General features: G+C 62.3%; 13 protein-coding genes and 1 pseudogene. 8 read left to right on the top strand and 6 right to left on the bottom strand.

Features of this window, described 5'->3' with window-relative positions; all coding sequences use genetic code 11:
* Positions 1-144: 144 nt before the first annotated feature.
* Complete coding sequence (gene thrS / locus ALTAJ2_RS01075) at positions 145-2,091, top strand: threonine--tRNA ligase (RefSeq protein ID WP_007108722.1); 1,947 nt, start codon at positions 145-147, stop codon at positions 2,089-2,091.
* Between the two features lie 57 nt (positions 2,092-2,148).
* Here the strand turns inward: thrS and ALTAJ2_RS01070 are convergent, their stop codons facing one another.
* Positions 2,149-2,586 (bottom strand): hypothetical protein, encoded by a 438-nt coding sequence (locus tag ALTAJ2_RS01070; protein WP_239647678.1) that lies wholly within the window; start codon positions 2,584-2,586, stop codon positions 2,149-2,151.
* A gap of 119 nt (positions 2,587-2,705) precedes the next feature.
* Positions 2,706-3,695: a hypothetical protein gene (locus tag ALTAJ2_RS18985; RefSeq protein WP_144240175.1), complete on the bottom strand. Its 990-nt coding sequence runs from the start codon at positions 3,693-3,695 to the stop codon at positions 2,706-2,708.
* A 434-nt stretch (positions 3,696-4,129) separates the two neighbouring features.
* Between ALTAJ2_RS18985 and ALTAJ2_RS20470 the strand changes: the two are divergent.
* The 4 genes and pseudogenes from ALTAJ2_RS20470 to glmS all read left to right on the top strand — a co-directional run.
* A pseudogene (locus tag ALTAJ2_RS20470) lies at positions 4,130-4,297 on the top strand (phosphoribosyltransferase family protein); the annotation flags it as partial.
* On the top strand, positions 4,290-5,567 hold the full coding sequence (locus ALTAJ2_RS01055; RefSeq protein ID WP_007108726.1) for a hypothetical protein: 1,278 nt from the start codon (positions 4,290-4,292) through the stop codon (positions 5,565-5,567). The pseudogene ALTAJ2_RS20470 and the gene ALTAJ2_RS01055, both read left to right, overlap by 8 nt.
* A 284-nt stretch (positions 5,568-5,851) precedes the next feature.
* On the top strand, positions 5,852-6,562 hold the full coding sequence (locus ALTAJ2_RS01050) for a phosphoribosyltransferase family protein (RefSeq protein WP_007108727.1): 711 nt from the start codon (positions 5,852-5,854) through the stop codon (positions 6,560-6,562).
* A 192-nt stretch (positions 6,563-6,754) separates the two neighbouring features.
* A complete protein-coding gene (gene glmS / locus ALTAJ2_RS01045; RefSeq protein WP_007108728.1) occupies positions 6,755-7,201 on the top strand; it encodes a methylaspartate mutase subunit S in 447 nt (148 codons plus the stop codon).
* Positions 7,202-7,282: 81 nt separating this feature from the next.
* Here glmS and ALTAJ2_RS01040 read toward each other — a convergent pair whose 3' ends face one another.
* The 3 genes from ALTAJ2_RS01040 to ALTAJ2_RS01030 all read right to left on the bottom strand — a co-directional run bounded on the left by ALTAJ2_RS01040 (position 7,283) and on the right by ALTAJ2_RS01030 (position 9,295).
* Positions 7,283-7,717, bottom strand: a complete 435-nt coding sequence (locus ALTAJ2_RS01040) for a universal stress protein (RefSeq protein ID WP_007108729.1) — start codon at positions 7,715-7,717, stop codon at positions 7,283-7,285.
* A gap of 232 nt (positions 7,718-7,949) precedes the next feature.
* On the bottom strand, positions 7,950-8,540 hold the full coding sequence (locus tag ALTAJ2_RS01035) for a 50S ribosomal protein L15e (protein ID WP_007108730.1): 591 nt from the start codon (positions 8,538-8,540) through the stop codon (positions 7,950-7,952).
* A 224-nt stretch (positions 8,541-8,764) separates the two neighbouring features.
* Positions 8,765-9,295, bottom strand: a complete 531-nt coding sequence (locus ALTAJ2_RS01030; RefSeq protein ID WP_007108731.1) for a hypothetical protein — start codon at positions 9,293-9,295, stop codon at positions 8,765-8,767.
* Between the two features lie 118 nt (positions 9,296-9,413).
* On the opposite strand from ALTAJ2_RS01030, the gene ALTAJ2_RS01025 reads away from it, so the two are divergent.
* The 3 genes from ALTAJ2_RS01025 (at position 9,414) to ALTAJ2_RS01015 (ending at position 12,735) form a co-directional block, all read left to right on the top strand.
* On the top strand, positions 9,414-10,295 hold the full coding sequence (locus tag ALTAJ2_RS01025; RefSeq protein ID WP_007108732.1) for a helix-turn-helix transcriptional regulator: 882 nt from the start codon (positions 9,414-9,416) through the stop codon (positions 10,293-10,295).
* A gap of 178 nt (positions 10,296-10,473) precedes the next feature.
* Positions 10,474-11,616 carry an ABC transporter substrate-binding protein gene (locus ALTAJ2_RS01020; RefSeq protein ID WP_049900057.1) on the top strand — a complete coding sequence of 381 codons (1,143 nt, stop codon included), beginning with the start codon at positions 10,474-10,476 and terminating at the stop codon, positions 11,614-11,616.
* A gap of 6 nt (positions 11,617-11,622) precedes the next feature.
* Entirely contained in the window at positions 11,623-12,735 is a 1,113-nt protein-coding gene (locus tag ALTAJ2_RS01015; RefSeq protein WP_007108734.1) for a FecCD family ABC transporter permease, read from the top strand.
* 555 nt (positions 12,736-13,290) lie between these two features.
* Here the strand turns inward: ALTAJ2_RS01015 and ALTAJ2_RS01010 are convergent.
* Positions 13,291-14,199 (bottom strand): serine/threonine-protein kinase RIO2, encoded by a 909-nt coding sequence (locus tag ALTAJ2_RS01010; RefSeq protein ID WP_007108735.1) that lies wholly within the window; start codon positions 14,197-14,199, stop codon positions 13,291-13,293.
* Between the last annotated feature and the right edge of the window lie 133 nt (positions 14,200-14,332).

The following is a 14,332-nucleotide window of genomic DNA, read 5'->3' as shown; positions in this document are numbered from 1 at the left end:
GTAGCCACGATGGTAGGTGTCCGCTTTACAGGGGCGTTTGCCCGTTTCTAATTCCCACCTACCGCGTATTGTGTCGGCACGAGTCGGCCAGTGTGCGGGACGTGACGCGGACACGCCACCGGAATTTTCACCACATCCACAGCCATGTCAGAATCAGACTCACAGGAGCAGGTAGCGGTCGTACTGCCGGACGGATCAGCACTCGAAGTCGACGCGGACGCCACGGTCGAGGACTGTGCCTACGAGATCGGTCCCGGCCTCGGCAGCGATACCGTCGCCGGCAAGCTCGACGGCGATCTCGTCGCCAAGGAGCAGCCGGTCTACGACGGTGCCGAACTCGAGATCATCACGGACCAGTCCGAGGAGTACCTCGAGGTCATGCGCCACTCCGCGGCCCACTGTCTCGCCCAGGCCGTCGAGCGCCACTACGACGACGTCGACCTCGCGATCGGACCGCCGACCGACGAGGGATTCTACTACGACTTCGACAACCTCGACGTCGACGAGGAGGACCTCGCGGCCCTCGAGGACGAGATCGAGGAGATCATCGCCGAGGACTACGAGATCGAGCGCGAGGAGGTATCGATCGACGACGCGGAGGCCCGGCTGGCCGACGAACCCTACAAGCTCGAACTGCTCTCCGAGTTCGCCGAGGAGGCGGACACCGTCACGTTCTACAGTCAGGGCGAGTGGGAGGACCTCTGTGCCGGCCCCCACGTCGATTCGACGGGCGAGATCGGCGTCGTCGAACTGCTCGAGATCGCCGGTGCCTACTGGCGCGGCGACGAGGACAACACGATGCAGACGCGCATCTACGGCACCGCCTTCGAAGACGAGGGCGATCTCGAGGACTTCCTCGAGCGCAAACAGGAAGCTGAGAAGCGCGATCACCGCCGGATCGGCAACGAGATGGACCTCTTTTCGATCCAGGACGTGACGGGGCCGGGGCTGCCGCTCTATCACCCTGCCGGGAAGACCGTCCTCAAGGAACTCGAGGACTTCGTCGAGGACCTCAACAAGGACGCGGGGTACGACTACGTCGAGACGCCCCACGTCTTCAAGACGGATCTGTGGCATCGGTCGGGCCACTACGAGAACTATCAGGACGACATGTTCATCTTCGACGTCGGCGACGACGAGTTCGGCCTGAAGCCGATGAACTGTCCCGGCCACGCCGCCATCTTCCAGGACCACTCCTGGAGCTACCGGGACCTGCCGATCCGCTACGCCGAGAACGGGAAAGTCTACCGCAAAGAACAACGCGGCGAACTTTCCGGACTCTCGCGGGTCTGGGCGTTTACCATCGACGACGGCCACCTGTTCGTCCGCCCCGAGCAGATCAAGTCGGAAGTCGAGGCGATCATGGACATGATCACGGACGTCCTGGAGACGTTCGACCTCGAGTACGAGATGGCCCTGGCTACCCGGCCCGAGAAGTCGGTCGGGAGCGACGAGATCTGGACGCGCGCCGAGGAGCAACTCGAGAGCGTTCTCGACTCCCACGGCCACGAGTACGACATCGAGGAAGGCGACGGTGCCTTCTACGGCCCGAAGATCGACTTCGCCTTCGAGGACGCCATCGGCCGCTCGTGGGACGGGCCAACCGTGCAACTGGACTTCAACATGCCCGAGCGGTTCGACCTGAACTACGTCGGTGAGGACAACGAGGAACACCGCCCGGTGATGATCCACCGTGCGCTCTACGGCAGCTACGAGCGGTTCTTCATGATGCTCATCGAGCACTACGAGGGTCGGTTCCCGCTGTGGCTCGCACCGGAACAGGTCCGCGTGCTGCCGATTTCCGACGACAACCTCGGCTACGCCCACCGCGTCGCAAACGAGTTCGACGACTTCCGCGTCGAGGTCGACGGCCGCGACAGTACGCTGGAACGGAAGATCCGCGCGGCCCACGACGACCGGGTCCCCTACCAGATCATCGTCGGCGACAACGAGGAAGCCGACGGCAACATCTCGGTTCGGGACCGGTTCGAGGACCAGGAGTACGACGTCGAGATCGAGGCGTTCAAGACCCATCTCGAGGACGAAATCGAGGAACAGCGGACGGAACCCGACTTCCTGCAGGACGAGTAGCGTCGCAGGCAGCACTGCGGCGGTGCCCGTGGCGTTCGTGAGTCGAGTTACATCCGATTAGTCACAGTTGGGTACGATTTCTCGATACGTCATTTCCCGCTCGTCTCCGTAATAGAGATCGATCTTGCGTGAGACACTCGGGTGCGGTGGACATTCCGGTTCGGCAGGGATCGAGACGACGCCGTTTGCTCCGTCGTCGGTCCGGTACTCAATGGTGCGGACTTCGTCAGGGATCGGATCAGAGGTAAACGAGTGACTCTTCGTCACTTCCCATGTGTCTTCGTAGATTACCGTTCCGTTCTCTGCTCTAGCTGTGAATTCAAACGTAGTCGTTTCGTTCTCGTAGTGAGAGTTGATAATCGTGATTCGGGCTTTGTTCTCGTATTTGGACTCTTCGTCACGAAGCACGTCTAAACAACCACCGGTCACAATGGACGCAGCTACCAGTATTGTCCCAAAGAACTCGCGCCGATGGTTTAGTTGGATTTCAGTCATCGGGTAGTAGTTAACACACACACGTCTCCAAGAGCTCATTGCTAGTGGTATTTTCTATCCATGGTGCGCGTATTGAAACGGGCGGTCGAATAGGCTGAGTTCTCAACCGGTATGGTCAATCAGAGCACTTCATCGACCCGTATTTCGAACGTCTCTCGCTCAGTGTCGTCCTTGCCTCGAGTGTGTTGGAACCGCTGATACGCTTTGAACCGCTCTGAGCTCGCCGAGATACTAAACGTCGGCGGAAACCCGATAGAGATGTCTGGCTTCGTCTTTTCCCCTTTCCAAACGTATGTGAATATAGCGGAAAGACGAGTGTAATCGACGAACTCAGGTCCTTTTTCGAGCATAATTCCAGTCGTCACTGTCGGTGTCCACTCCGTTTCATCACCGGTAGTCCCGTTATCGTAGGCCATGTGGTAGCCATCGACCTCAATACCGATCCCCTCGCCCGTGTAACTGCCTCCGATGAATTTCGTGTACGGTTTTTCTTCGACGATCGCGCATGTAACTGCTTCACAATCTTTCCAGGGAGGCATGTATGGGAGCAGCCTATCTTCGTCGTTCCAGGCTAACGAGAGGACATCCGCCGGCCATCTAGGTCCGTTATACTTCTCTAGCGGCTTGGGTCGTGGATACCCCCACAGGGGGGGATAATCTTCCGGGTCATCGGGGTAATTGTCGGAACTAGTCTTCCACCCATACCGATATTTCGTGTAAAATGTAAAATCGAAAATTTCTCCTCTGGGATTATACGTCAACTGAAATTTGACGTCGATGTTTGCATCCTCTCCACAGTCACGTGGATCGACACAGTAATGTGGTTGTTCTTTTCTATTCTCTGTGCCATCATTCGCTATTTCTACCGTCCCATCGTTTGCCGACTCGATCGTACCTTCACTGTGCGGCAACCCCTGGCTATCGAGATACCGATCCCGCGCATCCAAGCCTTCCTCCTTGCCGATCCGTCTCGCTTTGTCCATTTGCCGTGCAAACTCTCGCCGGGGGTCCTCGTCGTCAGTTGCGACTACCTGCCCACTGGCTGAGAGTGCGGTGAGTGTGACACCTGTCGATCGGAGTATCGCTCGTCTACTCGAGTTTTTTCTCATCGCATCCTAATCGAATAGTGTTAGGTATATAACTATTACCATTTTAATTTATTATCTTATATAAGATAATATAGAATATGTATTATCATTTCAGTCAGTTCGATGGTTACTCGATAACTAATGCAATAGGCTCCACCAGCCATTTCCAATTGCAATAATATTCGATTGAACGAAATGGACTATTTAAGACACCCACAACTGAGGCCCACCGATTCATGACGACGCCTATAGCAGACATTACTAGACGACCGTGTCGACCTACGAGGAAGGCGTCCGTGCCTTGACGACACCGATCACCTCGAGTCTCCATAATTACCAAGTTTCTAGTGACAAGATGTGTGTTTACCGACTCGCTTACGCCTGGGAACTAGTCGCGTTTGCGGTCATTCGCTACGGGATCTGACTCATCTATTCGTAAAATAGTGTACGCCTGTCTGAACAGAACTGAGAATACAGCCTTCCAGTTGCAGGCGGTCGACGTGTTGCGGACGTTGAAGGAGATGCGAACCGACGACGATCTGACCGAAACGACGGAGTTGCCGGCAGGGAACCTCAGCCGATACGTCAATGGATACGTCTTGCCAGAAACAGACCATGTGCGAGGTCGGAGCGGGCCCCCTCGTCGCAACGGCCAGCTGCCTCCAGTTCTTCGAGTCGGACGATCCGACCCGGCGGTTCGGCCCGGACGAACTGGAACCGATTCTAGCGATGGACGTGCCGACGGTCGCCCGACCGGCACCGGTCCAGCCGGGCGAGAACGCCGTCACCGACGCCGTCGGTCGCCTCGAGGAACTGATCGCCGCCGTTCCGGACCCGATCGGGGCCGACGACGTACCCAACGAGGCCGTCCGACACGATATCGATCGAGCGCGGGAGATCGCACGGCACAGGCGCGACGCGCTCGCGGGCGCGATGGACGGGTTCCACAGAATGAGACGGAGTATTCATGCACGCCGCTACGCCGGCGAGGCGGCGGTCGCGTTCGAGGCGGTGACTGACGACCGCTCGCTGAACGATGTCGAAACGGAACGCGAGGCCGTCACTGCTCGACTCGAGCAACGGCGATCCGGGATCACGCATCGCGGCACCGACCTCCAGCGGACGCTCCTCCTCGGCGCTCATCGCGAGAGCGAACTCGCGACCGCCGGGCGGTGGCTCGGCAACCGGCCGCGCCACGGCACGAACGGTGCCCTCGTCGTCGGCGAGCTCGGCGGTGCAGTCGAACAGGCCCGCGCGGCGATGGCATTTAGCGACGAACTCGAGCGCCGACACGAAGCGCGACTCACGGACGCCCGGTCGTTCGAATCGCAGTTCGAAACCGCGCTCGAACGGTCGCTCGACGCGATCGACGCGGCGGACGTTCCGGATCGATCGACGGACCTGATCGAATCGGTCGACGCCGATATCTCGGGAACGATCGCCGAACGGGTGCTTCATGAGGGTGCGATTGCGCTCAGCAGAGCCTCTGAACAGACGGTAAACAAGGCAGCGGACGGGGAGACGGCGGCTGCGCTCCGGACGGCGTGCGCGTTCGAGCGTGACCGGCGTGCGTTCGAACGGATACGGAAACAGGTTGAGGACGGCGCACACCGAACGCTCGAGACCGTCGACGACGTGCGTGACGTTCGCGAATCCGCCGTCGAGATTGCGGCCGACGTACCGTTTTCGCCCGACGAGCCGTCGCTCGGCGGCGATCTCCTCGCCGACGGATACAACCGGCTTGAGCAGCTCGATGGACAGATTCGGGACTTGCTCCACAGGGACTGGGAAACGAGTCTAGAGCACGAGTACGCTCTCTACGTCGTCATCGGAGCCCAACTCGAGGCGATTCCCGACGGGATTTCCGCGTTCGACGGCCGGCTCGAGGAGTAGGTTCCTGATTCCGACCCCGACGCGGCCGTCGAGTCGCAGTCGACCAGCGCACGCAGCGTCCGGCAGCGCGGACGAGGCCTGCTCGAGGACGGGACGGATGCGGTCGCTTCCGGAACGGGTGGTTCGGAATGCGTCTCCGTGATCGGAAACCGTGTAGTGCGCCGATACAGCGTGTACACGGCCGAATTCCGTCGGCTCGCGACCGTCGCCCTACACGGGTGTGGCCATCTCGAACGCCCCCGCCGATCGAAACCCCCATACTTGCAGGATCGTGCATACTACCTATGAACAGAGCCGAGAAGGCGGCCCTGCAGTTGCGGGCCGTCGACGTACTGCGGATGTTGAAGGAGACGCGGACCTACGACGAACTCGCCGAGACGACGGGGCTCCCGGCGGGCGATCTCAACCGGTATGTCAACGGGCACGTCCTCCCGGGAACCGAGCGAGCACGCGAGGTCGTCGAGGATCTCGGCCGAGAGGCGCTCGCCGAGGAGCTCGCCGCCCGCATCCGCGTCGACGACGAGGGGTACGTCGACAATAGCGCGACCGTCTTCGATCAGCCGTTCCTCGATCTGGCCGCACCCGTCGTCGCCAACGGGTTCGACTTCGAGCGGCCCGATGTCGTCCTCACCGCCGCGACCGACGGCATCACGCTCGCGGCCGCGCTCGCGAGCTACTACGGTGTCCGCTGTGCCTACGCCAAAAAGAGCAAGGAAACCGCCGTCGAGGAGTTCATCGAAGCCCGCCAGCGCCTGCAGTCCGGCATCGAACTCACCTACTATCTGCCCGCCTCGGCCATCGATCCGGGTGAATCGGTGCTCGTCGTCGACGATCTCATTCGATCGGGCGAAACCCAGGAACTCCTGTTGGACATCGTTCGGACCGCCGACGCCGATGTCGCCGGCGTCTTCGCGCTCATCGCGGCCGGCGAGGACGGCATCCGACGCGCCCGCGACCGCACCGACGCGTCGGTCGGCGCGCTGACGACCGTCTGACCACCTGCCTCGAGTTACGCTCAGTGACGCGACGATCGGGCGGGAACGGCCCGCACGGAGAAACGAATACCGTCTCGATGTGGCGAACACTGAACGATACCGTGTCGTCGCCGGCCGAGAACCGTGCGAACGGCTAGCACATTATTAATCATTAGGTTTATTGTGGTCCCCGCAGTGTGTGGTGGTACGCACATGACGCAGACAGTCATCCTCGGCGTGATCGGGTCCGACGCTCACGTCGTCGGGATTACCATCCTGGAACAGGCGCTGGAGGCAGCCGGATTCGACGTCGTCAACCTGGGGGTCCAGAGTTCCCAGGAGGAGTTTGTCGAAGCCGCATCCGCCAACGACGCCGAGGCTGTACTCGTCTCCTCGCTCTATGGACACGCCAAGCAGGACTGTGAGGGATTCCACCGGCGGATCGCCGAGGCCGACCTCGACGTGACGACCTACATCGGCGGCAACCTCGCCGTCGGACAGGACGACTTCGAGGAAACGCGCGCGTTCTTCCGCGAAATGGGATTCGATCGTGTCTTCGACTCCGAGACCGATCCCGAGGAGGCCATCGACGCGCTGATGGCCGATCTCGACATGCGTTCGACCGAGAGCGAGCGGGAAGGCCACGCCGTTTCGGCCTGAGCCGATCGACCGGTTTCGTTTTACACGCCGTCGGTGCGTGGTCGCCGCGTTCGCGTCCGCAGACGCCGTGCCACGGCTCCGCTAGCGAACGATCGTCACCGGCACCGGCGACCGCCGGGCGACCGTCTCCGCGACGCTCCCGAGGAGAATCCGACTCGCGCCCGTCCGGCCGTGACTGCCGACGACGATGTGATCGACTTCGTGTTCGGCAGCGTAGTCGACGATCGACCGCGAGACGCCGCCGATGACGTAATCCGTCTCGAGGTCGATGCCGTGCTCGCCCGCCTGCTCGCGCGCCCCATCCAGAACGTCCTCGGCCCGATCCTGGTGGTGGCCTTCTATCTCGTCGTAGTTCGCCACTGCGGTCCCCTCGACGCCGCTGACCGCGTAGAAATCGCCCGGATCGAGGACGTAGAGTGCGGTGATCGTCGCGTCCGGATACTCCGTACAGGCGAACTCGAGTGCCTCCGTCGACTGCGTCGAGTCGTCGACCGCGACGAGAACGTGTTTTGCCATGTCTCCTGGTACGTCGGCCCCCGAAATAAGTCCACCTCCGAGTCCCACGGATCGGGGGAGTCCCCGTCACACACGCGTTCGATCGGTGCCTCGTGGCCGACCAGCGATCGGTTTCCCGGCGGACTCGCGGCGATGGTCGTCGTCGCTATTGGACTCGGGCGATCGGCGGCGCGTCCGCTCTCGAGTGGCGTCGGGAAAAAGTCGGCGTGAAATCGGCTGCGGTGACGACGCGTTACTTCGCGCCGCCCTGGCCGCCCGAATTGGACGGTCGGACCTTCTCAGCGCCCTTGCCGCGGTTGTTGAGACCACGGTTGGCCTTGCCGGCGTTGGTGAGGCCGCGGAACGCGCGGTTCGTGTGGTCGTCGTCGCAGATCCAACTGAGGTCGTCGTCGTTCTCGATCGCGGGGTGGTTCGGGTCGACGAGGATCGCTTCGAACCACTTCTGGGACCCGTCTTCACCGACCCAGTAGCTGTTGAGCACCCGCATATTGGGGTACTTCCGGGAGACGCGTTCCTCGCCGATGCGCTGGATGTTCTTGCGCCGCCCGATGCGGTTGACACCCTGGCGCTTCGAGCGCCGACCGGCTTTGAAGCGTTCCTTCCGGGCGGTCCCTTTGCGGACCGAAACTCGAACGACGACGATGCCCTGTTTGGCCTTGTAGCCGAGTTCGCGTGCTTTGTCGAGACGCGTCGGGCGATCGATCCGCTCGATCGCGCCCTGGTCGCGCCACTCCTGTTTGCGCTGCCACTGCAGCTCCCCGAGCTTGCCGTCGTCGGGGTCTTTCCATGCGTCCTTGATGTGGGAATAGAAGCTTTCTGCCATCTGTATTCACCCGCGGGCGTTTCGTGGTTCAATCCCGACCGGGGCGCGCGCCCCGCGGATCACATCCCGACCTGTGACCGACCGTCGGACAGGTGCCCGCTGATGCCCGCGAACCAGCGAGTCTACTCACACTTCCCAACTCTCGAGTATAAGGGCTTCGAACTCCGAGACGCCCGTGGCAGCGAATCACGCGACGAACGATCGTGCGAGTTGCGACCACCGCGTCACCGTATCGCGGCGAAATCGCGCACGCCGCGTGGCGTGATCCCGTTGACCGTCGCGAAGACGGCACCCAACACCAGTCCGTAGACGAGGTGGCCGAGGCCGAACACGAGCGCGCTGACCAGTTCCCCGGTGGTTCCCGATATCGGGAGGAACGGGACCGGAAGCGCCGCTACGTCGGCTCGTTCCATCGCAAGCGGGAACAGGACGCCGCCGGCGAAGAGCCCGAGGACCGACCCGAAGGCGAGCCCCATGACGACGTAATCGCTGAAGTCGTCCGCCAGTTGCTGAACCGCCTCTCTCGAGGAGATGGCGGCGAACAGGAGCCCGAACGCGATACTCAACATGAGGTGGATCGTCCAACCGACGCCGACCGCCGTGCTGGGGTCGGTCGCGAGGCCGCCGAGGAGTTCGATCTGGTTGCCGCCGAGGTGGAGGACGAGTCCCATCGCGATTCCGGCGATGAGCCCGCCGGTAACGCCGCCGCCCCAGACACCGACGCCGTCGAGGCCGTGCGTGTTGTTACCACTCATATAAAGGGGTACGAACGCGAGGCGGATTAATTCCACCATCCGTCGGTCGCCGCGACAGTCTCCGGGGCAGAACGACAATCTTTAGGCTAGCCTAAATAATACGGTACCAGGGGCGACGATGAGTGAGCATCAACTGCCGGAAACGACGACACAGGAAAACGGTGGGTCGACGGCCGAGGCCATCGAGGGGGCGGCGTTTCTCGCGCGGTCGGAACACAGGGTCCGCGTCCTCGGACTCCTCGCGGACGGACCCCACACGCGCGAAGAACTTCTTACGGGAACCGACGTCACGCGAGTGACGCTCAGCCGGACGCTCGGCGATCTGGCCGACCGGGGCTGGCTCGATCGACACCACGACGACGGGCGCTACGCGATCACGGACACAGGGGCGGCGGTGTACGACGATTTCAGTCGCCTCCTCGAGACGATCACCGTCGGACAACGGTATCCCGACGTGATCGACGCGCTTCCGACGGACTGGTTCGATTTCGAACTCAGATGCCTCGCCGACAGTGACGTCGTCGCGACCGACGGCGCTGACCCGCTCGCCGGGATGCGGGTCGTGGCGAACGCGGTCAGTCGGGCGACGACCGTCCGCGCCATCGTCAGTTCGTTCACTACGCTCCCGATGTACGCCCACGCCGAATCCCTCCACACCGGGGATGCACCCGACGCCACCGTCGTTTTCGACCGCGGCGCGACCGACGTCAGCCTCGAGAACCCGGACCTCGTCGACCGGTGGCAGATGATCGAGGCCGCGACGGAGCGACCGGTCTACTACAGCGCCGACCAACAGTTCCCGTGTAACGTCGATCTCATCGACGACGAGACGGTCTTCCTCTCTGTCAGCAACGGGGCGACCGGCGGCTTCCACGTCGTCAGGAGTACGCGTCCCGCGGTCGTCGACTGGGCGCGGGAACTGGTCGCCGAGAAGCGGGCGGAGTCGATCCCGCTCGAGCGGCGACAGTCCGAAACCGAACCCGTTGGGCCGCACACGTAGCAGTTCGTCCGACTGCAGTCGCTCTTTCGGCCGCCTTGTATCGGCTCTAGCACGGGGAGACGACTGGCTACGTCTTCGTCACCGCGACCGCGTCCGTTACGACCCGCGTTACGCGTAACACGGCGTGTAACGATGAACGCACGAAATCACTAATGTGTTCTTAGGCGTGCCTAAAAGCATGCCACGGAGACGAACGGTACTCGCCAGCGGTGCGAGTCTTGTTGCGGCGACCGTCGCAGGGTGTACAGGGGATCCAACCGCCGATGACGACGATTCGGGGACGGATACCGAGTCGTATACCGTGACCGTCGAACCGAACTTTCGCCATACGTTCGACTCGGTGCCGGAATCGTACACCGCGATTCCGAGCGTCTGGCTCGATATCGGGATGGCGTTCGGTATCGAGCCCGCCGCCGTCGCGAGTTTCGATCGGGCTCCGTTGAAGTACTACGAGTTGTTGCCCGACGTCTCCCTCGACACGGACGCGGTCACGCTGCTCGCGGGCGGCGCCGAAGAGGGCTACGACAAGGAGAACTTCTACGCCGCCGACGCCGACGTCAACCTCATCGACCCGCGGGCGCTGAAGTTCTACGCCGACTGGAGCGACGACGACATCGCGGAGATCGAATCGGCGACCGGCCCGTTCCTCGGAACGACGATCCGGTTCCAGTCCGATTCCCTGACCGACGGCGAGGAGCCGCCCTACGATCTCTACGGTGCGTTCGAGAAGGCCGCACGGATCTTCCAGCGGCAGGCTCAGTTCGACGCGTGGCAGTCGTTTTACGACGACTTCATCGAGGGCATCCGATCGGAGCTGCCACCCGAAGACGAGCGCCCGTCGGTCGCCGCGATCTGGCGCGGCGTCAATCCCGAGTCCGGACAGTTCCGCATCGCCGAAATCGATGCGATGGCGAACAACACCAGGACGTACCGCGAACTCGGCCTTCGGGACGCCTTCCAGGGACGGATTCCCGACGGCCCCATCGGCTACGAGGAACTCCTCGACGTCGACCCCGACTACATCGGTGCCGTCGGTGGACTCACGTCACTGACACACGAGGAGTTCGTCTCGACGGCCGTCGAACCGTTCGAGAACGATCCGAACGGACGGCAGTTGTCCGCCGTTCAGAACGGAAACCTGGTCCGAACCGGTGGGCAATACATGGGTCCGATCGTCGACCTCTATTCGACCGAGGCCCTCGCGAAGCAAGTCTTCCCCGACCGGTTCGGTGCGTGGCCGGGTGCGGTCGCCGACGTGCCCGAGGACGAACGGCTCTTCGACCGAGAGGAACTCGCAGCCATCATCAACGGGGAGTTCTGACGGCCCATGGCGGGCTCATCGGCGACTCACGACACCGACACCGACCGCTCGAGTGCTGCGTGGATCGATTCCAGACTTGTCTCGGTGGTCCTCGGGAGTCTCGGCGTCCTCCTCGCCGCCACGCTCCTGCAAGTGAGCTTCGGCGCGTACCCGCTGACGTTAGGCGAGGCGTGGCGAACCGTGTTCGACCCACAGGTCATCTTCCACCTCGGCGTCTGGCGAGCGTTCCTCCTCGGCGGTGAGATCCCCGACTGGCTCACGACCCGTCAACTCATCGTCTGGAACATCCGTCTCCCGCGGATCCTCGTGGGGATTCTCGTCGGTTCGAACCTCGCGATTTCGGGCGCGATCTTCCAGATCGTGACCCGAAACGAACTCGCGAGCCCCTACATCCTCGGGATCAGCGACGGGGCCGGACTCGTCGTCCTGCTGACGCTGACGGCCTTCTCGGGACTCATGCCGTGGCTTCCGGTGTTGGCGGCCGCGGGCGGAGCCGGGGCCTTCCTCATCGTGTACGTCATCGCGTGGAAAAACGGTACCAGCCCGGTCCGGCTCGTCCTCGCCGGCGTCATCGTGGGGACCGTATTCGGATCCGTCCAGCGCGCCCTATTCTTCTTCATCGACGATCTCGGGATCGCGATGGCGGCCCAGACGTGGCTCTCGGGGTCGCTGCTGGGAACCGACTGGGAGCAGGTGCGGATCGCGCTCCCGTTTACGATACTCGCGCTCGTGTTGGCCCTCGCGGTCACCCGCCAACTCGATATCCTCCTGCTCGGGGAGCAGACCGCCAAATCCCTCGGCATGTCGGTCGAACGAGTCCGCTTTCTCGTCGCCGGCATCGCGATTCTGGCGACGGCCGCCGCGATCGCCGTCGCCGGCCTCGTCAGCTTCGTCGGCCTGATCGTCCCTCACATGGTCCGAAACATCGTCGGCGGCGACACCAAACGACTCCTCGTCGGCTGTCTGTTCGTCGGCCCCGCCCTGCTCGTCGGTGCCGACGTGGGCGCGCGCCTCGCGTTGAATCCCGTCCAGTTGCCGGTCGGGATCATCACCGGTCTCCTCGGCGGCCCGTACTTCCTCTACCTGATGCGCAAACGGGAGCACATCGGCGAGATATAGGGCCTCGAGCGATCGCTCTCTCGTCGCCCGCATCCTTGCTGCTCTCACGGTCCCGTCTCGATTCTCGAGGTCCCGTCCGTGCCGGAACTCGACTGTCACGTACCGCATCGGGCCTGTTCCTTTGGGTCCCGTTGCTCGATCTCTCAGTCCTACTAGGTAGTGGATCTCGATACCGAACCGATCGATGAGACACTGCTGATCGGCCCTTCTCTATAGTAGCCACTGAAAGTCATTGCACACCTGATCGCACGAGGGCGTCGCGATCAGTGTGTAAATCGTTTCAGTGGCTACTATAGCACCGGACCGCAGTTTAGCGGACGACGCGGCAACGCGATAGCGTTGCAGACCAGGGGAGAGCACGGATACGGTGGTAGTACCGAGCCCTAATCTTCGACGGATTTGATATAGCGATAAGCGATTTATCCCATACAATCGACCGATCAGTCGGCCGCGATCGGGACAGCCACCATGCCAAGCGAACCGCTCGCCGTAGCGAATGCCCGCAAAACCCCTCCAAATCGAGATCCGGACCTCGGCTCGAGCGGACCCGACTCCTCACGCGTAGCGCTCGAGCGACTCGAACTCCTCGCTTTCGATGGCCCGAGCGAGATCGTCGCTCGCGAGGGTGTCGGGGACGTGCTGGGGATACTTCCGCCGGAAGTAGCCCACGATGTTCGTCAGATCACGGCGCAGGAACTCGCTGGCGTTCTCGTGGTCCGTCGGCACGGCCTGAGGCCAGTCGAAGATCGTCACTCCCGCCTCGTTGACGAAGACGTTGTACTCGCTCATGTCCGCGTGGACGTACCCGTCCGCGTACGCGCGTGCGATTTCGGAGACTAACAATTCGAGGACGCCGAGCACCTGCTCGTCCTCGAGACGGGTTCGGGAGAGTTCGACGCCGTCCATCTTCTCCATGACGATGGCGTGGCGGTTCTGTCCGATCGGCTGGGGGACCGCGACGTCGGGATAGAGTTCCTCGAGGATGTCGTGCTCGCGCTCGGCGGCCTTCCGTGCGGTGTACATCCAGGAGACGTGGTCGTTGTCCGAGGTGTAATCGCGTTCCTTGTGGACCTCCCGGAAGTTCGTATAGCCCTCGCGGTGATACTTCAGCGCGAGCGGTTTGTAGGATTTGACTTCGTAGACGTCGCTTTCCTTCCCGACGCCCAGCGGCGAGCCGAACTCGGAGATCGTATCCTGCTCGACGAGCGCTCGCAAGGCGAGGACGTCGTAGCCCTCGAACTGGAGGGTGTATCCCTCGTACTGGATCGTCTTCTTCTCGACTAACCCGCGTTTGAGACAGCGCTCGAGCCGGTAGTCGACCTCCTCCTCGGTCAAGTTGGCGAATTTCGGGAGCTTCTCGCGTTGGACCCACTCGGAGAATCGCATCCCCTGTTCGACCCCCGAGAGGAGATAGAAGTCTTCCTCGTCGAGGTCCGGGAGCAACCCGGCGACGTTGCGCACCATAGGGGAGGGTAGCCGGCGGGTACGTAAAAACGACGTGACGCCCGACCGCTGGCTGCGTTGGGTGTCGACCGGCCTCGCAGTCGTCCGGTCGCTGTGTCGATAGCGCTTCGGTCCCTCGAATCCGCTCTTCACC

Origin of the sequence: Natrinema altunense, assembly GCF_000731985.1 — an archaeon.
GTDB lineage: Archaea > Halobacteriota > Halobacteria > Halobacteriales > Natrialbaceae > Natrinema > Natrinema altunense.
The sequence above is the reverse complement of the archived record's forward strand: the minus strand, read 5'-3'. Positions and strand labels throughout refer to the sequence as shown.